Genomic DNA, 19,079 nt, shown 5'->3' on the forward strand with positions numbered 1-19,079 from the left:
CGTGGCTTTCCTTGTGGGCTCAGGACAAACCTTCAATTTTAGGCGTCGCCGATGACGCCTCCGCTCCGGTCGGCCTTCCGGGGCGCACGCAGAGTCCGTTGATCACCACCTCGGCCTGGGCGGCGAGGTATTTTTCGGGGTCGAGGGCCGATGCGCCGTCGACGCAGACCATGGCCGAATGCTTCCAGAGCATGAGGAAGATCATGGGCGCCACCACCGAATAGATCGCGTGGTCGACGTCCATCGGAGCGAACTCGCCGCTGTCGATGCCGCGCTGGAAAATGCGCCGCAGCAGTTCGTGGCCGGGGCGGACCACCTCGCGGCGGTAGAACTCCGCCAGGTCGGGAAAGTTGGCACCCTCGCTCATCATGAGCTTGGTCAGGCCCGAGGCCTGGGTCATGCCGACGCGTTCCCACCACACTCTCATGCAGTAGCGCAGCATGTCGGCCGTGGTGCCCTCGAAAGCCGCGAATTCGGCGTTCCACTCCGTGAAACGGCCGCCGAGGCTTTCCATGACGACGGCCTTGAACAGCTCTTCCTTGCTCGGGAAATAGAGAAAGAGGGTGCCCTTGGAGACGCCGGCGCGCGCCGCCACTTCCTCTGAGCGGGTGGCGGCAAAGCCTTTTTCGACGAACAGGTCGAGCGCGGCGGCCAGCAGTTCGCCTGGGCGCGCCTCTTTCCGGCGCTCGCGCTTGGCGCGCACCGGGCAGATGATCTTGTCGACGAAGGAACGGGGCGGGGACATGAGATGTTAATGACTCGCGGGTTAGTAATGTAGTGACCGATATCCGTCACGTCAAGCCGCCACAATAACGGGCTCGTCCTTTTCCAACCTCCCGGAGCCGCACCATGTCCACTTCATCGCCGCCCACCGAAACCATCGTGCTCGGCGGTGGCTGCTTCTGGTGCACCGAGGCGGTGTTCGACCGGGTGCAGGGCGTGCTGGACGTGGAGTCGGGCTATTGCAACGGCCAGACCGTCAACCCGACCTACGAGCAGGTCTGCACCGGCCGCACCGGCCACGCCGAGGTGGTGAAACTCGAATTCGACCCCGCGCAGATCAGCCTGCGCGAAATCCTCGAGATCTTCTTCGTCGTGCACGACCCGACCACGCTCAACCGCCAGGGCAACGACGCCGGCACCCAGTACCGCAGCGGCATCTACTACACGAGCGACGCGCAGAAGCAGGTGGCCGAGGAGGTCATCCGCGAGATTGGAGCCAGCAAGACCTACAGCTCGCCGGTCGTGACCGAGGTGGCGCAGCTCGCCAACTACTCGACGGCCGAGGCCTATCACCAGGACTACTTCCTGAACAATCCGAACCAGGGCTACTGCGCGTTCGTCGTGGGACCGAAGGTCGAGAAGTTCCAGAAGACCTTCGCGTCGCGCGTCAAGGCCTGAGCGCCGATCGGTACCTGCGCCCCGTGCATCTCTTCATCCGCCAGCCCCGGACCCGTTCGACCCGCGCGCTCGTCATCGCGCTGATGGTCGCGGTGTGGTTCGCGGGCACGCTGGGGTTGATGCACCGTTCGCTGCACGTGCCGGGCCTGCCGGCCGCCGCGGCGCAGGCTGCCCACAAGCATGCCGTCCCCCAGCTGGCCAGCCTGTTCGGTGAACACAACGACGCCGAGTGCCGTCTGTACGACCAGCTCTCGCACGGTTCCGGCATGCCCGGCGTGCCGCTGGTGGTGCTGCCGATGCTGCTGCCGTCGGCCACCTTTGCTTTCCTGCAGGGCGAAACCATCGCCCGCTGGGTCGCGCTGTTCGACGCGCGCGGCCCGCCTTCCGCTCGCTGAATCTCCTGTGTTCCGGCTGCTGTACCCGCTTCCCGCGCGGGCGGCGGCCGGTCGTTATCCGATTCAACGAGTGTCCCTTCATGACTCCCCATTTCCGTCGCAACGCCATCGGCGTTGCCGTTCTTTCGCTCGCCTCCTTCGCAAGCATGGCCCAGGACCAGGCGCAGGTTCAGGCCCAACCCGCCGACGCCGCCAGCCTGCGCGAGGTCACCGTCACCGGCAATCCGCTCGGCGCCTCCGAACTGATCGCGCCCACGACCACGCTGTCGGGTGACAAGCTGCTGCTGCGTTCCCAGTCGACGCTCGGCGAAACGCTGGACAACGTGCCCGGTGTGAGCAGCAGCTACTTCGGCCCCAACGCCAGCCGTCCGATCATTCGCGGCCAGGACGGCGACCGAATCCGCATCCTGCAGAACGGCGGCGGCGCGCCCGATGCCTCCTCGCTGAGCTACGACCACGCGGTGCCTGTCGATGCGCTGGTCACCGACCGCATCGAAGTGCTGCGCGGCCCGTCGGCGCTGCAGTACGGCGGCAGCGCTGTCGGCGGCGTGGTCAACGTGATCGACAACCGCATTCCTTCGGAGCCGATCAACGGCTTCGGCGGCCGCGCAGACCTGGGCTATTCCACCGGCAACAAGGAGAAGAACGGCGGCGTGGTGCTCGAAGGCGGCAACGACCGCTTCGCGCTGCACGTCGACGCCTTCAACCGCGACTCGAAGGACGTCTCGGTGCCCATCACCCTCGAATGCAGCAAGCCCGGCTCGCCATGGATGGCGCGCAAGATCTGCAACTCGGCCAACGAGGCGCACGGCGGCGCGCTCGGCGGCACGATGTTCTTCGACCAGGGCTACATCGGCGCCTCGGTCAGCACCTACCGCAGCACCTACGGCACCGTGGCCGAGGACAACGTCACCATCGGGATGAAGTCCGACCGCTATGCGCTCGAAGGCGAATGGCGCCCGGGCGGTTTCATCAGCAGCATCCACGCCAAGCTCAGCCACACCGACTACCGCCACACCGAGTTCGATGGCGGCACGCCCGGCACCACGTTCTCGAACATGAGCAACGACCTGCGCATCGAGGCGCGCCACCAGAAGATCGGCAACTTCGAGGGGCTGGTCGGCTTCAGCAGCGAAAGCAACCGCTTCGCCGCCGATGGCGAAGAGGCCTTTGCGCCGCACAGCCGCACGCGCTCCAATGCGCTGTTCATGTACGAGGAGTACGGCACTTCGTGGGGCCGGCTGAGCTTCGGTGCGCGCACCGAGCAGGTCCGCATCCGATCGCTGGGCTACCCGGACGATCCGACGGTCACGCGCTTCGCCGTCGGCGAGCGCACCTTCAACCCGCACAGCGCGGCCTTCGGTGCGCTGGTCAACCTCGCGCCGCAGTGGCAGCTGACGTCGAACCTCGCCTACACAGAGCGCGCACCCAAGGACTACGAACTGCTGGCCAACGGCCCCCACGTGGCGACGGCCGCGTGGGAGGTGGGCGACCCGAACCTGAAGAAGGAAAAGTCGACCGGCCTCGACCTGGGTGCGCAGTGGAAGTCGGGCCCCAACACGGCCCGCGTGAATGCCTACGTCACGCGCTTCAGCAACTACATCGGCCTGACCGCGACGGGGCGCAACCTCGACGGGGAAGGCAACGTGGCCGAGCCCGGCGCCACCGACACGCTGGCCGAGTACGTCTACGGCGGCGTGCGTGCGCGCTTCACCGGCATCGAGGCCAACGGCAACCTGCGCCTGCTGGGCTCCGACGGATTCGCGCGCATGGACGACGCCGGCACGCTGGACCTCGAATGGCGCGGCGACATCGTGCGCGCGAAGAACCTCGACACCGGAGAGCCGCTGCCGCGCATCGCGCCGCTGCGCCTGGGCGCGACGCTGGCCTACGCCAACGGTCCGTGGGGCGCGCGCTTCGGCTTCGACTACAACGCGGCGCAGCATCGCATTCCGTCGGTGGGCGCGCGCGAGACCGATGCCTACACGCTGTGGAATGCGGCCATTACCTATCGCATGAAGGTGCAGCGCGCCAACCTCACCTGGTACGCGCGCATGGACAACATCACGAACAAGCTGGCCTACAGCGCGACGTCGATCCTGACGACGACGGTGTATCCGAACGCGCCGCTGCCGGGGCGCACGCTGAAGGTCGGTTTGCGCGTGACGTTCTGATTCCGTGTTTCTCCCTCCCCTTCCGGGGGAGGGCAGGGGTGGGGGCAGGCGGCCTTTGAGAAGCCATGGCTTCAGCGAGCGCCGCTTGCCCCCATCCCAACCTTCCCCCAGGAGGGGAAGGAGCAAGGCACTCACTGGGCTATCCTCGCCGAGTGAATTCCTTCGTCATCTCCTCCCTGCTCCCCGTCGTCCTGCTCATTGCCGCGGGCTACCTCGCCGGCAAGCGCCGCTGGATCGGCGGCAATGCGGTGAAGGACCTGTCGCATCTCATCTTCCTGCTGCTCGCGCCCGCGCTGCTGTTCCGCGCCATGAGCACAGTGCACGTCGAGCAGCTGAGCCTGAAGCCGGTCGCGGCGTACTTCGTCGCCTCGGGCCTGCTGTTCGCGGCCACGCTGGCGCTGCGCGGGTTCAACCGCACCGCGGCGGTGATCGCGCTGGCCAACACGTACAGCAACACGGTGATGATCGGCATCGCGCTGATCGGCCTGGCGTATGGCGAGGCGGGCATGGTGGTGCTGCTCACGCTGATCTCGCTGCATTCGCTGGTGCTCCTGACCAGCGCCACGGTGGTGCTGGAGCTGGCCGTCGCGCGCGAGCACGCGGGTGTCGGTGGCGCAGACACGCGCCCCTCGATGGCACGCACCGTGATGCGTGCGCTGCGCAACGCCATCATCCACCCCGTGCCGCTGCCGATCATCGCGGGCCTGCTGTTCGCGCAGACCGGGCTGGTCATGCCCGAGTTCATCGACAAGCCGATCCAGCTGCTCGGCCAGGCCTTCGGCCCCATCGCGCTGGTGATGGTGGGCATCACGCTCGCGCTCACGCCCATCGGCCGGCACTGGCGCGGCGCGCTGATGCAGGCGCTGGTGAAGAACCTGCTGCATCCGCTGCTGGTGGCCGTCATCGGTTGGCTGCTGGGCGTGCGAGGCATTCCACTCACGGTGATGGTGGTGGCGGCGGCGCTGCCGATCGGCGCCAACGTGTTCCTCTTTTCGCAGCGCTACCACACGGCCGAAGACCTGGTGACGGCCAGCGTCGCGATGTCGACGGTGCTGGGGCTCGGCACGCTCCCGCTCATGATGGTCTGGGTGCAGTGGCTGCCATAAAGGAGCTCGCCCCCAGGCTTCGCGCACTTCGTGTCGCTACGCCAACCCCCTACCGGGAGCGACACCAGCAGCCCGGCAAAGCCGGTTCTGCGGTGTCCCGCGACTGAATCGCGCCAGTTTCATGGCGCGCCGGATTCCGGCGTTTTCGCGAACTTTTGCCCGACTGAACGACAGCGCTAGCCCTATGCCGTTTGGCAGGGGTGGCCGTTTGATGGGCTGGCGCGCGGCGTTCGCGCCCCTACATTTGCCGGCTGATGACGATCTATCCGGCGCGTGTTTCGCCCCTTGCCCTTGCAGTGACGGCGGTGGTCGCGACGGTGATCGCGCTGCACGGCGCACGCGCGCATGCGGCGGGCGAGGCCAAGCCGTGCCGCACGCCCTGCCTGGCCGTTCCTGTGCCGGCGGAGGCACCGCCGGCACAGGAGATTGAGCCCAAGCCCGCCGTCGTGCGGCCGGTGCCGAAGCCGCGACCGCAGATCACCGCCACCGCGGCGCCGGCGCCCGAGGCGCATCGCGAACCCGTCGAGCGGCACCCCGTGCCTTCGAAACGCTGCAGCGAGATCAACATGCGCGCCGCCGTGGGCGAGCCGCTGTCGGACCAGGACATGAAGACATTGAGGAGCCAATGCTGATGACGACCACCACCACCCAACGAGTTCGCCTGGCGCTGCGCGCGTTCGCGCTGTGCGCCGCCGTGCTTGCCGCCGCCTGCGCGCACCGCCCCGCGCCGGGCAACGCCATGCCCTTCGACCAGGCCGTGAACCAGGCGGTGGACGACCTGATGGTGCAGACGCAGAAACTGCCGGCCTTCCTGGCCAAGGTGGAGTCGACGCTCACGCAGCGCCGCATCGTGATCGACCCGCTGCTCGAAGGCGCGAGCGGCCAGCAGACCGAGGTGACGCGCGTGGCCGAGCAACGCATCGTGCAGCGCATGCAGGCGCAGTTCAGGCAGTTCACCGTCACGCCCTTCAACGCGAGCGAGATCGGCAGCGCGCAGTACGTGCTCAACGGCACGCTGGTGCGCGACAGGGACGCCTCGGGCGCACCGTACCGGCTGAACCTTGCGCTGACCGAGATCCGCAGCGGCATGGTGATCGCGCAGTCGGTCACGCGCATCAGCGACGCCACGCTCGACACACGGCCCACCGCCTTCTTCCGCGACAGCCCGGTGAATGGCAAGGACCGCGGCGTCGAGGGCTACATCCGCACCGCCGAGACCCAGCCCGGCCAGGCCGCGGACGCGCTGTACCTGGAGCGCCTGCCGACCTCGACCGTGCTGCAGGAGGCCACCGCCGCCTACGAGGCCGGCCGCATGAGCGAGGCGCTCGGCCGCTACGAGGCCGCATCGAAGCGGCCCGACGGCCAGCAGCTGCGCATCTACAGCGGGCTGTACCTCACGCAGTCGCAACTCGGCCGCACGGCCGATGCCGAGAAGACCTTCGGCACCATCGCGCGGCTGGGGCTCGAAACCAACAACCTGAGCGTGAAGTTCCTGTTCAAGCCGGGCTCGACCGACTTCCTCGCCGATCCGAAGATCAGCGCCGCCTATCCGATGTGGCTGCGCCAGATCGCGCGGCAGGCGGCGCAGATCGATTCGTGCGTGGTGGTCACGGGCCACACGAGCCGCACGGGCTCGGAGGCGGTGAACGAGCGGCTGTCGCTGCAGCGCGCGGTGAGCGTGAAGACCCGGCTGGTGGGCGAGGCGGCGCCCCTGTCGAAGAAGCTGCGCGAATCGGGCATGGGCTTCCGCGAGAACATCGTCGGCACGGGGGCAGACGATGCGAGCGACGCGCTGGACCGGCGCGTCGAGTTCAAAGTTGTGGGGTGTGAGGCCTGACGACGATCCGCCTCACGGAGCCAGGCGCTCGCGCACCCAGTCCGCACCTTCGAGCCGGTAGCGCAGCCGGTCATGCAGCCGGCTCTTGCGGCCCTGCCAGAACTCCCAGCGATCGGGCACGAGCCGGTAGCCGCCCCAGTGCGGCGGGCGCGGTGGCGAGAGCATGTGCTTGGCCGCGGCAACGGCGGCGTTCTTCACCAGCACGTCGCGTCCGCTGATCACCTCGCTCTGCGGGCTGGCCCAGGCGCCGATGCGCGAGTCGAGCGGGCGGCTCGCGAAGTAGGCGTCGCTCTCTTCGGGGCCTGCCTTCTCGACGCGGCCCTCGATGCGCACCACGCGCTCGAGTTCGACCCAGTGGAACTGCAGCGACGCATACGGATTGCCCGACAGCTCGCGGCCCTTGCGGCTCTCGTAGTTGGTGTACCAGACGATGCCGCGCGCGTCGTAGCCCTTGATGAGCACGATGCGGCTGGACGGCCGCAGGTCGCTGCCCACGGTGCACAGCGTCATCGCATTGGGCTCGGGCACCTGCGCGTCGATGGCTTCGGTGAGCCAACGCTCGAACTGCTTCAGCGGATCGCCCGCGCTGTGGGCTTCGCCGAGTTCGGCGCGCTCGTAGCTCTTGCGCAGCGCCGCCAATGCGTCATTGGAGAGGGAGGAGGTCATGCCGGGATTGTTGCGCACATACTCGGCCCATGACGACCATGAAGGCGAATTCCCCGGTGGTGATCGTGCTGGCCTCGGGCCGCGGCGAACGCTTCATCGCGGCCGGCGGCACGGGCTCGAAGCTGAAGGCGCTGCTTGCCGGCAGGCCGGTGCTGGAGCGCACGCTCGACGCGGTGCGCGCCAGCGGCCTGCCGTGGCATGTGGAAGATGCGGGGCACCCCGGCATGGGCGATTCGATCGCGGCCGCGGTGCGCGCAACGCCCGATGCGGCGGGCTGGCTGATCCTGCCGGGCGACCTGCCGCTGGTGCAGCCCGCGACGCTGCAGGCTGTTGCAGCCGCCCTCGGCGGCCGGGTGAATGCCGTGCAGCCGCAGTACCGGGGCGAGCGCGGCCATCCGGTGGGCTTTGCCGCCGGGTGCGGCGCGCAACTCGCCATGCTGGAGGGAAGCCTCGGCGCATCGTCCATCCTGCGGTCGATGCGTGCGATCGATTCGGTGGCCGACCTGGTGGTGGACGACGTCGGCGTGGTCACCGACATTGACACCCCCGAGGCGCTGGCGCAGGCCGAGGCGCTGTGGCTGGCGCGCGAGGGCGCCTAGCTTTTGCCGCCCGTTTCGATCAGGGCTTGGTGATCACCGCGCAGGCGATGCGCGGGCCCGAGTTGCCCGACGGCTGCGTCGTGTAGTCGTCGCGGTCGCGGTGCACCACCAGGGCGCGGCCCACCACGTTGTTGGCGGCGCCGTCCGTCAGCGAGATCGAGTGGTCTTCCACGCTGAAGCGGGCCACGCCGCTGGCATCGGCCACCAGGCTCGGCAACTCGCCGGCATGGCTGCCCGCGGCGGCGAACTTGCCGTGCGTGCCGCCGGTCGGGTTGAAGTGGCCGCCCGAGGCGTCGCCGTTGTTGCCGCAGTCGCCCTTTTCGTGGATGTGGAAGCCGTGCTCGCTGCCCGGCACCAGCCCGCGCACTTCGCCCGACACGCGCGCGCCGTGGTCGAGCGCGGCGAAGGTCACCGTGCCGCGCGTCGGGTTGGGCGTGATGGCGCCGGTCGGCACCAGCTCGACGGCGGTGCTCGGCTTGCCGCCCATGCTGCCGCAGGCGGCGAGAAGGGCGGAGGCGAGGAGGGCGGCACCGGCGGCGGCGAGACGACGTTGGGTCATGTGTTTTCCTTGGACGATTCGGAAGGTTGGGAAGAAGGGTCTGAAGACCCCGGAACATATACCGGAGGCTGCGGCGCCCCGCAATCGGCGGCGGCCTCGGTTTGCTGCTGGCGCTGCTGTTCCTGAACGGCGGCCAGCGCCACCAGGCGGGCCAGCGCCGCGTCGTGGATCGAGTGGCGCTGCAGTTCGAGCAGCGTCTGGCGCGCGTAGTCGAGCGACGTGCCATATCGGCCGACGGCGTTGGCGAAGATGTGGCGGTAACGCTCGTCGCTGAGCTCGCCCGTGAAGTTGGGGCTGCGCCGCGACAGCGTGAACGCCAGCGCGCGCACGGGCCCCTCGGCTGTGCCGCAGCGCAGCCATTTCGGGTCATACACGCCAGTCGGCATCTCGCGCAGCCAGAGCCGGCGCAGCGTTTCCAGACCCTCGGCCCTGGGCACGCGGAACACCATGCCACGGCAGCTGCCGCCCGAGAGCAATCCGAACACGAGGCCGGGCACCTGGACGCTGCCGCGGTTCACGCGGCTCCACATCTTCAGCGCGCGGTGCCAGCCGCGCACCCAGGCCTGGCGCCGCTCGACGAAGTCGAACTCGGGCCGCCAGATCAGCGAGCCATAGCCGAAGAGCCAGAGATCCTCATGCCCGCCCCAGTCGGCGATGGCGCGCTCGAGCATCGGCTGCGGATCGCGCAGGGGTTTGGGCATGGGGTCGAGTCCCGGCGGACCGGGGTTCGGCGCAGGGTCCGACATGGGGATGCCGGGACCGCCACCTACAATTTCCTGATCATGGTTCACCGCACCATTATTTACCTACCCCTTCCCTATGGAGCAAGACCCCCGATGAGCGATGACGACAGCCAGCAGAATTTCATCCTCGGATTCGTCATGGCGCTGATCGCCCTGGTGATCTTCTTCGTGGTTGGCATCGTGCTCTGGCACAAGGGCCACAACCCGGCGGCCGTGCGGGCCGCCGCCGCCGCCCCGGCGGTGGTGATCTCGGCGCCGGCCCCCGGCGCCGCGCCCAAGGTGGCCGAGGTCACCGAGACCGTGACGGTCACGATCCCCGACGGCGCAAGCATCCGCGTGGTCGATGGCGTGGTGAACTTCTACTTCGCGACCGGCAGCGCCGACCTCGCGCCCGGCGCCGCCGAGGCGCTGGCCGCGGTCATCAAGGGCGTCGAGAGCGGCCGCAAGGCGGTGGTCTCGGGCTTCCACGACACCACCGGCGATGCCGCCATCAACGAACAGCTCGCGAAGAAGCGCGCCGAGATGGTGCGCGACGTGCTCGTGGGCCTGGGCGTGCCCGCGGCCAAGGTCGACCTGCAGAGGCCCGCCGTGACAGCCGGCTCGGGCAACAACGCCGAGGCGCGCCGCGTCGAGGTGAAGCTGGTGGACTGAGCGCTGCGCATCGGCTGCAAGAACAAGAAGAAGCCCGGTGACGCCGGGCTTTTTCATGGGTGCCTCCCTGCAGGGGCGCGGATGAGTGGATTCGTATTGGCGGGCACCCGGATTTCATCGGGCTTTCGTGCCCGGCTTGTTACCATGGGTCTCCAGGCCTACAGCCGCCCTGGCGGCACGCAGCAAGAGCCACCGACCCCATGAGCAGCAGCACACACCCCATCGTCCGCGACGTCACCGATCGCATCCGCGAGCGCAGCAAGGGGCTGCGCAGCGCGTACCTCTCCCGCCTCGCCGAAATCCGCGACCGCGACCGCGGCTCCGACCGCATGGGCTGCGCCAATGTGGCGCACGCCGTGGCCGGCATTCCGGCGAACGACAAGTTCCGCGTGGTGGCCGAGCGCGCGCCCAACATCGGCATCGTCACCGCCTACAACGACATGCTCTCGGCCCACGCGCCGTACCAGGGCTACCCCGACATCATCAAGCACGAGGCCCGGCGCCTCGGCGCCACCGCGCTGGTGGCCGGCGGCGTGCCCGCCATGTTCGACGGCGTCACGCAGGGCACGCCCGGCATGGAGCTGAGCCTGTTCAGCCGCGACCTGATCGCCATGAGCACGGCGGTCGCGCTCACGCACGACATGTTCGACAGCGCACTGCTGCTCGGCGTGTGCGACAAGATCGTGCCCGGCCTGCTGATCGGCGCGCTGCACTTCGGCCATTTGCCGACCGTGTTCGTGCCCGCCGGCCCGATGCCCTCGGGCCTGTCGAACAATGCCAAGTCGAAGGTGCGCGAGCAGGCGGCGCAAGGCCTCGTGGGCCGCCAGGGCCTGCTCGATGCCGAGATGGCCGCCTATCACACGATGGGCACCTGCACCTTCTACGGCACCGCCAACAGCAACCAGATGCTGCTCGAGGCCATGGGCCTGCACGTGCCCGGCACGGCCTTCATCCAGCCCGGCGACGCGATGCGCGAGACGCTCACGCGCGAAGCGGTGCGCACGGTGCTGGGCAAGGCGAGCGACATTTCCTTCCAGTGCCCGCCGATCGGCGAGATGGTGGACGAGCGCTGCATCGTCAATGCCATGGTCGCGCTGCTGGCCACGGGCGGCTCCACCAACCACCTGATCCACTGGGTGGCCGTGGCGCGCGCCGCCGGCATCGTGATCGACTGGGACGACTTCTCGAAGCTCTCCGACGTGGTGCCGCTGCTGAGCCGCGTGTACCCCAACGGCAGCGCCGACGTGAACGAGTTCCAGGCCGCGGGCGGCCCCGGCCTCGTGATCGGCGAGCTGGTCGACGCCGGCCTCATGCATGCCGACGTGCTGACGGTGCGTGCGGGCGGCATCCGCGAATACGCGAACATCCCGGCGCTGGTGGGCGATGACGCCGAACAGCGCCTGCAATGGAGCCCCGCGGCGCCGCTGAAGAACGAAGCCATCACACGCACGGTCGCGAATCCGTTCAGTGCCACCGGCGGCCTCAGGCTGCTGGGCGGCAACCTCGGTCGCAGCGTCATCAAGGTGTCCTCGGTGCCCGACGACCGCCATGTCATCGAAGCGCCCGCGCGCGTGTTCGACTCGCAGGCCGCGCTGCACAAGGCCTTCACCGCCGGCGAACTCGAGCGCGACGTGGTCTGCGTGGTGCGCTGGCAGGGCCCGCAGGCCAACGGCATGCCCGAGCTGCACAAGCTCACGCCGCCGCTGTCGGTGCTGCAGGGCAAGGGATTCCGCGTGGCGCTGGTCACCGATGGCCGCATGAGCGGCGCGTCGGGCAAGATACCGGCCGCGATCCACGTCTCGCCCGAAGCGGCTGCGGGCGGCCCGCTCGCCAAGGTGCGCGACGGCGACCTGATCCGCCTCGACGCGGTCGCGGGCACGCTGGCCGTGCTGCTGCCCGAAGACGAATGGGCTGCGCGCGAAACCGCGACGCTGCCCGAAGCGCAGCGCATCGCCGATGGACACGGCCTCGGCCGCGAACTGTTCGCCGGCATGCGCCGCAATGCATTGACCGCTGAAGAAGGAGCCTGCTCATGGCTGTAATCGGACTCGCCCCCAGGCTGCGCGCACTTCGTGTCGCTTCGCCAACCCCCTTCCGGGGCAACACCGGCGGCCCGGCAAAGCCGGTTCCGCGGTGTTTCTGGAATTGAGCACCGCGATTTTCAGGATCGCGTGCTTGACGTAATGGAGCTATGAAATGACAAAGAAACTCACCGCCCTCGAAGTCATGCGCGATGCGCCGGTCATTCCGGTCATCGTGCTGAACGACGTGAAAGACGCCGTCCCTCTCGCTCGTGCACTGGTGGCCGGCGGCATCCGCATGCTCGAAGTCACGCTGCGCACGCCGCAGGCGCTGCAGTGCATCGAAGCCATCGCCAAGGAAGTGCCCGAGGCGGTCGCCGGTGCCGGCACCATCCGTAGCGCGGCCGATGCCCAGGCCTCGGCGCTGGCCGGCGCGAAGTTCGGCGTGAGCCCGGGCTACACGCGTGCGGTCGGCAAGGCCTGCCACGACCTCGGCCTGCCGCTGCTGCCCGGCGTGGCCACCGGCAGCGAGATCATGATGGCGCAGGAAGACGGCTACACCCAGCTCAAGTTCTTCCCCGCGCTGCAGGCCGGCGGGCTGCCGATGCTCAAGGCCTGGCAGGGTCCGTTCGGCGACGTCACCTTCTGCCCGACGGGCGGCATCCAGGCGGGCAACGCGGCCGAGTTCCTCGCGCTGTCGAACGTGGCCTGCGTGGGCGGTTCGTGGATCGTGCCGACCGACGCGATCCGCGACGGCGACTGGGCTCGCATCGAGCAACTGGCACGCGCCGCGAGCCAGCTGCCGCGCTGATCATGCGCGCCGATTTCGACGCGAGCGACCTGAAGGTCATCGCGTTCGACGTCTTCGGCACGGTGGTCGACTGGCACAGCGGCATTGCCGCCGAGGCCGAGCGCGCATTGCCGGGCGTGGACGGCGCGGCCTTCGCGCTGGCGTGGCGTGCGGGCTACCAGCCCGCGATGAAGGCCGTGATGGAGCGCATTGCCGCGGGCGAGGGCGGCTTCACGCTGCTCGACGAGCTGCACCTGAGCATGCTCGAACAGGTGCTGCGCGATTTCGGCCTGTCCGAGCGCCTCGACACGGCCGCCAGGCGCGACCTGAGCCGCGCCTGGCATCGCCTGCCGGCCTGGCCCGATTCGGTGGCGGGGCTCACGCGGCTCAAGAAGAAGTTCACCATCTGCACGCTGTCGAACGGCAACATCGGCCTGCTCACCGAGATGGCGAAGCGCGCGGGCCTGCCCTGGGACTGCGTGCTGTCGGCCGAGGTGTTCAAGGCCTACAAGCCCGATCCGCGCACCTACCTCGGCGTGGCGGGTGTGTTCGATGCAACGCCCGGTCAGGTGATGCTGGCCGCCGCGCACCACGACGACCTGGCCGCCGCGCGCGTGTGCGGCCTGAAGACGGCCTACATCGAGCGTCCGTACGAATTCGGCCGCGCCAAGCCGAAGGACGTGTCACCGCAGCCGGACAACAACCTGCATGCGCGCGACATCGAGGCGCTGGCCGACCTGCTCGGCTGCTGATCAGCCGGTGAGCAGCTTCTCCACCGTACGCAGGTTGCGCGTGGTGGTGCTGGACTTGTAGCGCGTCTTGGCCAGCAGCTTGGCCACCGGCGTATCGAGGCTTTCGCCGCGCGGGCATTGCCAGTACAGCACGCCCTTGCCGGGCTTCAGCTGTTCGACGTCGGTATCGACGGTGCCGGCCTTCTCCACGATCTCGTCGAGCATCGCGGTGTCCGAGCCGAACACGATATAGGGATGCCGCTCGTCGTCGATGCGCTCGAAGGGATAGGCCTTGGCCACGTCGGCCACCTGCTTCTGGGTGAGCAGCACGATCCACGCCTCGTAGCCGAATCGCTTGCGCAGCGCCTGCTCGATGCGCTTGCGCAATGCGTCGGCATCGCGCTCGTCGGTGTCGAACAGCACGTTGCCGCTGGCGAGCACGGTGCGCACCGCGGCGAAGCCGAGTTCTTCCGCGAACAGCGCCTTCAGGTCGGCGCTCTTGATCGCGATGCCGTTGACGTTCACGCCACGCAGCAGGGCAACGCGGCGGGTCATCAGCGCAGGCCGCCGCCGGCGGCGCCTTCGTCGCGCTGGATCAGTTCGATCTTGTACCCGTCGGGGTCCGTCACGAACGCGATCACGGTGGTGCCGCCCTTGACCGGCCCGGCCTCGCGCGTCACGTTGCCGCCCGCGGCCTTGATCTTCTCGCAGGCCGCGTACGCGTCGGGCACGCCCAGCGCGATGTGGCCGTAGGCGGTGCCCAGTTCGTAGCTCTCGGTGCCCCAGTTGTAGGTGAGCTCGATCTCGGCCTGCTCGGGGTTGCCCTTGCCGTAGCCGATGAAGGCGAGGCTGTACTTGTACTCGGGGTTCTCCGAGGTGCGCAGCAGGTTCATGCCGAGCACCTTGGTGTAGAAGTCGATGGAGCGCTGGAGGTTGCCGACGCGCAGCATGGTGTGGAGGAGTCGCATCTCGTGGGGGCCGTTGGGCGTGAAGAAAGGGAGGCCGCTATTGTCTGCCTCCCGCCGCGGCGATCAAGCCGCCAGTGTCAGCAGGTGGGCCTGGTGGCGCTTCAGGAATTCCATCAGGTGCTGGGGATATTCAGGCACCACCGCATCGCGCACGCTGGGGCGGGCCGCCAGCGCCTTGCGCCAGGCCTTGACCCTGGGCAGTGCGTCGAAGACATGCGAGTCGCTGATCGCGTCGAACACCTCGAAGTAGCGGAACACCGGTGCGAAGACCGCATCGACGAGGCTGAAGTTCTGGCCGGCGAAGTAGGGACCTTCTCCCGAGGCTGCCAGCGCCGACTCCACGCGCTCGAACCTGGCGACGAGCGCCAGTCGCTTCTGCTCGAACACGGCCGCGTCCTGCGTGGTCTCGTAACCCCAGAGGTCGCCGAGGATGGCCGAGCCGAACTCCATCCACGCGCGATGTTCGGCGCGCTCGAGCGGGTCTTCGGGGTGCAGGCGGGCGCCGGGCTGTGTCTCCTCGAGGTACTCGCAGATCACGTTGCTCTCGAACAGCACGGCCTCGCTGCCGTCGGGCTTGTGAACCTTCAGCAGCGGTACCTTGCCGAGCGGCGAGATGTCGAGAAACCACTGGGGCTTGTTCGCGAGGTCGATGACCACGCGCTCGAAGGGCACGCCTTTTTCATGCAGCGCGATCGCGGCGCGCTGGACATACGGGCACAGCAGGTGGCTGACGAGGGTGAGGGCTTGCGTCATGGGGCTTTCCGTTCCTGGGTGATGGATGTGTCTGGAAGGCCGCGATTCTTGCGGTCCCGAACAACCTTTTCCCGGAAAGCCCATTCGGAAAACGGGCCTCGTGTGCTATGCCGCTGCGTCGAGCCAGTGCGTGATGCGCCCGCCGTGCATCACGCCGATGCGGTCGGCCATGGCGTGCGCCTCGGCCTCGTTGTGCGTGACGAGGATGGCGGTCTGGCCAGCCTGCTTGAGGATGCCGCGCACCTCCGCGGCCAGCCGCTCGCGCGTGCCGCCGTCGAGGTTGGAGAACGGCTCGTCGAGCAGCAGCAGGGCGGGCGAGGGCGCGAGCGCGCGGGCCAGCGCGACGCGTTGCTGCTGGCCGCCGGAGAGCTCGTGCGGATAGCGTTCGCCCGCGTCGTCGAGGCCGACCAGCGCCAGCATTTCCGCCACGCGCGATTGCTGCGCCGTGCGGTCGAGCCGGCGCAGGCCGAAGGCCACGTTCTTCGCGGCCGACAGGTGCGGGAACAGCGCGTACTCCTGGAACATCATGCCCACGTGCCGCTGCTCGGGCGGCAGGTGCTTCTGCGCGGACGAGAGCAGCACGTCGCCGAGCCGGACCGTGCCGGCGCGCACGGGCTCGAAGCCTGCGATGGCACGCAGCACCGTCGTCTTGCCGCAGCCCGAAGGGCCGAACAGGCAGCCGATTTCGCCGGCGTCCAATGCCAGCGAGAAACCGTCGACGACCGTGTGCGGGCCGCGCGGTGTGTCGTATGCGAGCTGGATCGCGTCGAGGTGCAGGGGGGAACTCATGGTGTCTGGTCGAGGCCGGGTGCGACCGAAGGCGCGCCCAGCTGGTTGCGCGCGAGCAGCAGGACGGGCAGCAGGCCGGCCAGCACGATGGCGAGCGCGGCAATCGCGCCTTCTTCATACGTACCGCGCGCGGCCTCGGCGTAGAGCCAGGTGGCGAGGGTGTCGAAATTGGCGGGCCGCAGCAGCAGCGTGGCCGGCAGCTCCTTCATCGCATCGACGAACACCAGCAGCGCGCCCGTGGCGATGGCGGGGCGCAGCAGCGGCAGGTGCACGCGGCGCAGCGTGCCGCCGGTGGTTTCGCCGAGCAGGCGCGAAGCCTGCTCGATGGCGGGAGGAATGCGCGCGAGGCCGGCCTCGATGCCGCCGACCGGCAGCGCGAGAAAGCGGATCGCGCAGGCCACGACCAGCACGATGCCTGCGCCCATGAGCGGCAGGCCCTGCCATCCGAATGCCGTGGCGAGCGCGCTGTCGAAGGCCAGTGCTGGCGTGAGCAGCCCGATGGCCAGCACCGTGCCCGGCACCGCGTAGCCCAGCGTCGCCGCACGCGCCTGCCATCGTGCGCGGTTGGCGAGGCCCGCGCCCTGGCTGCGCGAGGCCCAGGCGACGACCAGCCCCGCCGCGACCGTGGCCGCGGTGACACCCGAAGCCAGCGCCAGCGTGTTGCCGAGGCTCGCGACCAGGCCTTGGGAAATGCCGCCGCCCTGATGCAGCCGCTTGAAACTTTCCCGCACGAGGTAGAGCGCAGGGGCCACGAAGCCGATCAGCACCGGCAGCGCCGCCGCCGCGCTGACGGCCCAGGCCGCGCCACCGTGCAGCCGCCGCGGCTGCACCGCGCGCATGCGCTGCGCCGAGCCGAAGCGCTGGTGCTGCCGGCCATTGCGTTCGAGCCAGACCAGCGCCACCACCACGAACAGCATCGCGCAGGCGATCTGCGCAGCCCCCGCCAAGTCGGAGCGCGTGATCCACGTCGTGTAGACAGCCACCGTCAACGTGTTCACGCCGAGGAACTCCGAGGCGCCGATGTCGTTGAGCGTCTCGAGCAGCGCGAGGCTCAGCCCCACGGCCAGCGCCGGCCGCGCCAGCGGCAGCGCCACGCGGAAGAACGCGCCGCGCCGGCTTTCGCCGAGCGTGCGCGCCGCTTCCATCAGGTGCGCCGGCTGCGTCATGAACATCGCGCGCGCCGTCATGTAGACGTACGGATAGAGCACGAAGCCCAGCACGAAGATCGCACCCGGTATCGAGCGCAGATCGGGCAGGCGGAACTGGCGCGGGCTGTCGAAGCCCAGCACCCAGCGGATCGCGCCCTGCACGGGGCCGATGGGGTGCAGCAGGTCGAGGTACGCGAAGGCGACGATGTAGGTCGGCATCGCCAGCGGCAGCAGCAGCGCCCAGTGCAGCACACCGCGGCCGGGGAAGTCATGCGCCGTCACCAGCCACGCGCAGCCGGTGCCGATCACCAGCACCAGCACGCCCACGCCCGCAAGCAGCATGGCCGTGTTGAGCGCCGCTTGCGGCAGCACGTGCGCGAACAGCGGCCCCCAGTGCCCGAGGCCCGAGCCGAAGGCGAGCCACGCCAGCGTGAGCACCGGCGCGAGCACGCCGACGGCGATCAGGAACGACGCGCAGCGCCACGCCGGGCTTGCTGCGCGCAGGCCCTCATGCCGACCGTTGATGGTCATGCGGAACAAGGCTTCTCCATCGTGCGCGCTTCTTCCAGGAACACCGTGGAACCGGCTTCGCCGGGCCGCAGCCTGGGGGCGAGCCAACGCTACTGGTCGAAGCCGACCTTGTCGACCAGCGCGCTGGCCTGCTTGCGGTACTTGGCGATCTCGGCCACGGGCAGCGGGTCGGCCTTCAGCTCGCCGATGCTCGACGCGATGATCGGGTCGAGCGCGACGCCCTTGCGCACCGGGTACTCGTAGTTGGTCTGCGCATACAGCGCCTGCGCCGGCTCCGACACCAGGAACTCGAGCAGCTTGACCGCGTTGGCGCGCTGCGGCGCGTTCTTCGCCACGGCCGCGCCGCTGATGTTGACGTGCGTGCCGCCGCTCTTGGCGAAGGTCGGGCGCACCACCTTGATGGCGTCGCCCCACTTGCGCGCGTCGGTGCCTTCCTTGGAACTCTTCATCTGGCCGACGTAGTACGAGTTGGCCAGGCCCACGTCGCAGATGCCGCCGAGGATGTCGCGCGCCACGTCGCGGTCGCCGCCCGTGGCCTTGCGCGCCAGGTTGGCCTTGACGCCGCGCAGCCACTGCTCGGCCTTGGCTTCGCCGTCGTGCGCGATCAGCGCGGCGACCAGCGCGGTGTTGTAGGGATGCTGGCCGGCGCGGATGCAGACCTTGCCCTTGTACTTCGGGCTGGCGAGGTCTTCGTAGCGGAAGCTCGCGAGCGGCAGGGCCTTGTCGGCATAGAGCACGCGCGCGCGCAGCGAGAGCGAGAACCACTGGCCGTCGGCGCCGCGCAGGTTGGCTGGAATGGCCGATTCGAGCGCGGGCGATTTCACGGGCTGCGTCACGCCGCCGTCGACCAGGTCCATCAGCGCGCCGATGTCCACGGTCATCAGCACGTCGGCCGGCGAGCGGGCGCCTTCGGCCTTGACGCGCTCCAGCAGGCCGTCCTTCACGAACACGGTGTTGACCTTGATGTTGCTCTGCGCGCTGAAGGCGGAGATCAGCGGCTGGATCAGCGCGGGCTCGCGCGTCGTGTAGAGCGTGAGTTCGTCGTTCGCGGCATGGGCGGGCAGAGCGGTGGTGGCGAGCCACGCGGTGGCGGCGCAGATCAGTGCGTGCGCGGCGCGGAATTGAGCGCCGGGGCGTTCGGTCATGAAAGATCCTCCAGGACGGTGATGTGTTCTTGTGAATACATCGGCGGCGCGGCCTGCGTCGCCGATGCGAAC

General features: G+C 69.0%; 21 protein-coding genes. 11 read left to right on the forward strand and 10 right to left on the reverse strand.

The genetic code is table 11. The annotated features are described in order from the left end of the window. Positions 1–19 precede the first annotated feature (19 nt). Positions 20–745 carry a TetR/AcrR family transcriptional regulator gene (locus ACEOAB_RS07745; protein ID WP_413750246.1) on the reverse strand — a complete coding sequence of 242 codons (726 nt, stop codon included), beginning with the start codon at positions 743–745 and terminating at the stop codon, positions 20–22. Between the two features lie 104 nt (positions 746–849). Between ACEOAB_RS07745 and msrA the strand changes: the two genes are divergently transcribed. From msrA to ACEOAB_RS07775, 6 genes are all read left to right on the forward strand, one after another. Continuing rightward, complete coding sequence (msrA, locus tag ACEOAB_RS07750) at positions 850–1,401, forward strand: peptide-methionine (S)-S-oxide reductase MsrA (RefSeq protein ID WP_056587401.1); 552 nt, start codon at positions 850–852, stop codon at positions 1,399–1,401. 23 nt (positions 1,402–1,424) lie between these two features. Next, a complete protein-coding gene (locus ACEOAB_RS07755) occupies positions 1,425–1,796 on the forward strand; it encodes a hypothetical protein (protein ID WP_413750245.1) in 372 nt (123 codons plus the stop codon). Positions 1,797–1,876: 80 nt separating this feature from the next. Then, entirely contained in the window at positions 1,877–3,970 is a 2,094-nt protein-coding gene (locus ACEOAB_RS07760; RefSeq protein ID WP_413750244.1) for a TonB-dependent receptor, read from the forward strand. Positions 3,971–4,122: 152 nt separating this feature from the next. Further along, positions 4,123–5,076: an AEC family transporter gene (locus tag ACEOAB_RS07765; RefSeq protein ID WP_413750243.1), complete on the forward strand. Its 954-nt coding sequence runs from the start codon at positions 4,123–4,125 to the stop codon at positions 5,074–5,076. A 254-nt stretch (positions 5,077–5,330) separates the two neighbouring features. Further along, complete coding sequence (locus ACEOAB_RS07770) at positions 5,331–5,708, forward strand: hypothetical protein (RefSeq protein ID WP_056587412.1); 378 nt, start codon at positions 5,331–5,333, stop codon at positions 5,706–5,708. Further along, entirely contained in the window at positions 5,705–6,913 is a 1,209-nt protein-coding gene (locus ACEOAB_RS07775; protein WP_495653830.1) for an OmpA family protein, read from the forward strand. The genes ACEOAB_RS07770 and ACEOAB_RS07775 overlap by 4 nt, the downstream gene beginning before the upstream one ends. Before the next feature lie 12 nt (positions 6,914–6,925). Here the strand turns inward: ACEOAB_RS07775 and pdxH are convergent, their stop codons facing one another. After that, entirely contained in the window at positions 6,926–7,579 is a 654-nt protein-coding gene (gene pdxH / locus ACEOAB_RS07780) for a pyridoxamine 5'-phosphate oxidase (protein ID WP_413750241.1), read from the reverse strand. A 38-nt stretch (positions 7,580–7,617) separates the two neighbouring features. Between pdxH and ACEOAB_RS07785 the strand changes: the two genes are divergently transcribed. Further along, a complete protein-coding gene (locus ACEOAB_RS07785; RefSeq protein WP_414930034.1) occupies positions 7,618–8,178 on the forward strand; it encodes a nucleotidyltransferase family protein in 561 nt (186 codons plus the stop codon). Between the two features lie 19 nt (positions 8,179–8,197). On the opposite strand, the gene ACEOAB_RS07790 is transcribed toward ACEOAB_RS07785, so the two are convergent. Then, the gene (locus ACEOAB_RS07790; RefSeq protein ID WP_495653571.1) at positions 8,198–8,737 is read right to left on the reverse strand and encodes a superoxide dismutase family protein; all 540 of its coding nucleotides are present in this window, start codon (positions 8,735–8,737) and stop codon (positions 8,198–8,200) included. Further along, positions 8,734–9,438: a gamma-glutamylcyclotransferase gene (locus ACEOAB_RS07795; protein WP_413751445.1), complete on the reverse strand. Its 705-nt coding sequence runs from the start codon at positions 9,436–9,438 to the stop codon at positions 8,734–8,736. Before ACEOAB_RS07795 ends, ACEOAB_RS07790 begins: the two co-directional genes overlap by 4 nt. Positions 9,439–9,573: 135 nt before the next feature. Between ACEOAB_RS07795 and ACEOAB_RS07800 the strand changes: the two genes are divergently transcribed. The 4 genes from ACEOAB_RS07800 (at position 9,574) to ACEOAB_RS07815 (ending at position 13,694) form a co-directional block, all read left to right on the forward strand. Beyond that, entirely contained in the window at positions 9,574–10,131 is a 558-nt protein-coding gene (locus tag ACEOAB_RS07800) for an OmpA family protein (protein ID WP_495653572.1), read from the forward strand. 200 nt (positions 10,132–10,331) lie between these two features. Beyond that, on the forward strand, positions 10,332–12,173 hold the full coding sequence (gene edd / locus ACEOAB_RS07805; RefSeq protein WP_495653573.1) for a phosphogluconate dehydratase: 1,842 nt from the start codon (positions 10,332–10,334) through the stop codon (positions 12,171–12,173). A gap of 154 nt (positions 12,174–12,327) precedes the next feature. Then, positions 12,328–12,963: a bifunctional 4-hydroxy-2-oxoglutarate aldolase/2-dehydro-3-deoxy-phosphogluconate aldolase gene (gene eda, locus ACEOAB_RS07810; RefSeq protein WP_413750689.1), complete on the forward strand. Its 636-nt coding sequence runs from the start codon at positions 12,328–12,330 to the stop codon at positions 12,961–12,963. A gap of 2 nt (positions 12,964–12,965) precedes the next feature. Further along, the gene (locus ACEOAB_RS07815) at positions 12,966–13,694 is read left to right on the forward strand and encodes a haloacid dehalogenase type II (protein WP_056587430.1); all 729 of its coding nucleotides are present in this window, start codon (positions 12,966–12,968) and stop codon (positions 13,692–13,694) included. On the opposite strand, the gene ACEOAB_RS07820 is transcribed toward ACEOAB_RS07815, so the two are convergent. The 6 genes from ACEOAB_RS07820 to ACEOAB_RS07845 form a co-directional block, all read right to left on the reverse strand. Further along, complete coding sequence (locus ACEOAB_RS07820) at positions 13,695–14,228, reverse strand: DUF1697 domain-containing protein (protein WP_413750688.1); 534 nt, start codon at positions 14,226–14,228, stop codon at positions 13,695–13,697. Next, on the reverse strand, positions 14,228–14,641 hold the full coding sequence (gloA, locus tag ACEOAB_RS07825; protein WP_042672808.1) for a lactoylglutathione lyase: 414 nt from the start codon (positions 14,639–14,641) through the stop codon (positions 14,228–14,230). The genes ACEOAB_RS07820 and gloA overlap by 1 nt, the downstream gene beginning before the upstream one ends. A 63-nt stretch (positions 14,642–14,704) precedes the next feature. Beyond that, positions 14,705–15,394, reverse strand: coding sequence for a glutathione S-transferase family protein (locus ACEOAB_RS07830; RefSeq protein WP_413750687.1), 690 nt, complete (start codon positions 15,392–15,394; stop codon positions 14,705–14,707). A 105-nt stretch (positions 15,395–15,499) separates the two neighbouring features. Beyond that, entirely contained in the window at positions 15,500–16,183 is a 684-nt protein-coding gene (locus ACEOAB_RS07835; RefSeq protein WP_495653574.1) for an ABC transporter ATP-binding protein, read from the reverse strand. Further along, positions 16,180–17,862: an ABC transporter permease gene (locus ACEOAB_RS07840; protein ID WP_495653575.1), complete on the reverse strand. Its 1,683-nt coding sequence runs from the start codon at positions 17,860–17,862 to the stop codon at positions 16,180–16,182. Before ACEOAB_RS07840 ends, ACEOAB_RS07835 begins: the two co-directional genes overlap by 4 nt. Positions 17,863–17,951: 89 nt before the next feature. Then, positions 17,952–19,007 carry a Fe(3+) ABC transporter substrate-binding protein gene (locus tag ACEOAB_RS07845; protein WP_413751205.1) on the reverse strand — a complete coding sequence of 352 codons (1,056 nt, stop codon included), beginning with the start codon at positions 19,005–19,007 and terminating at the stop codon, positions 17,952–17,954. Positions 19,008–19,079 lie beyond the last annotated feature (72 nt).

It is taken from the genome of Variovorax sp. Varisp53, from assembly GCF_059491555.1.

What these genes read in the sequence shown, in the direction of transcription:
- ACEOAB_RS07745 (WP_413750246.1), bottom strand. Translation starts at nt 745, where the DNA reads ATGTCCCCGCCCCGTTCCTTCGTCGACAAGATCATCTGCCCGGTGCGC.
- msrA (WP_056587401.1), top strand. Translation starts at nt 850, where the DNA reads ATGTCCACTTCATCGCCGCCCACCGAAACCATCGTGCTCGGCGGTGGC.
- ACEOAB_RS07760 (WP_413750244.1), top strand. Translation starts at nt 1,877, where the DNA reads ATGACTCCCCATTTCCGTCGCAACGCCATCGGCGTTGCCGTTCTTTCG.
- ACEOAB_RS07770 (WP_056587412.1), top strand. Translation starts at nt 5,331, where the DNA reads ATGACGATCTATCCGGCGCGTGTTTCGCCCCTTGCCCTTGCAGTGACG.
- pdxH (WP_413750241.1), bottom strand. Translation starts at nt 7,579, where the DNA reads ATGACCTCCTCCCTCTCCAATGACGCATTGGCGGCGCTGCGCAAGAGC.
- ACEOAB_RS07785 (WP_414930034.1), top strand. Translation starts at nt 7,618, where the DNA reads ATGAAGGCGAATTCCCCGGTGGTGATCGTGCTGGCCTCGGGCCGCGGC.
- ACEOAB_RS07790 (WP_495653571.1), bottom strand. Translation starts at nt 8,737, where the DNA reads ATGACCCAACGTCGTCTCGCCGCCGCCGGTGCCGCCCTCCTCGCCTCC.
- ACEOAB_RS07795 (WP_413751445.1), bottom strand. Translation starts at nt 9,438, where the DNA reads ATGCCCAAACCCCTGCGCGATCCGCAGCCGATGCTCGAGCGCGCCATC.
- ACEOAB_RS07800 (WP_495653572.1), top strand. Translation starts at nt 9,574, where the DNA reads ATGAGCGATGACGACAGCCAGCAGAATTTCATCCTCGGATTCGTCATG.
- edd (WP_495653573.1), top strand. Translation starts at nt 10,332, where the DNA reads ATGAGCAGCAGCACACACCCCATCGTCCGCGACGTCACCGATCGCATC.
- eda (WP_413750689.1), top strand. Translation starts at nt 12,328, where the DNA reads ATGACAAAGAAACTCACCGCCCTCGAAGTCATGCGCGATGCGCCGGTC.
- ACEOAB_RS07815 (WP_056587430.1), top strand. Translation starts at nt 12,966, where the DNA reads ATGCGCGCCGATTTCGACGCGAGCGACCTGAAGGTCATCGCGTTCGAC.
- ACEOAB_RS07820 (WP_413750688.1), bottom strand. Translation starts at nt 14,228, where the DNA reads ATGACCCGCCGCGTTGCCCTGCTGCGTGGCGTGAACGTCAACGGCATC.
- gloA (WP_042672808.1), bottom strand. Translation starts at nt 14,641, where the DNA reads ATGCGACTCCTCCACACCATGCTGCGCGTCGGCAACCTCCAGCGCTCC.
- ACEOAB_RS07830 (WP_413750687.1), bottom strand. Translation starts at nt 15,394, where the DNA reads ATGACGCAAGCCCTCACCCTCGTCAGCCACCTGCTGTGCCCGTATGTC.
- ACEOAB_RS07835 (WP_495653574.1), bottom strand. Translation starts at nt 16,183, where the DNA reads ATGAGTTCCCCCCTGCACCTCGACGCGATCCAGCTCGCATACGACACA.
- ACEOAB_RS07840 (WP_495653575.1), bottom strand. Translation starts at nt 17,862, where the DNA reads ATGACCATCAACGGTCGGCATGAGGGCCTGCGCGCAGCAAGCCCGGCG.
- ACEOAB_RS07845 (WP_413751205.1), bottom strand. Translation starts at nt 19,007, where the DNA reads ATGACCGAACGCCCCGGCGCTCAATTCCGCGCCGCGCACGCACTGATC.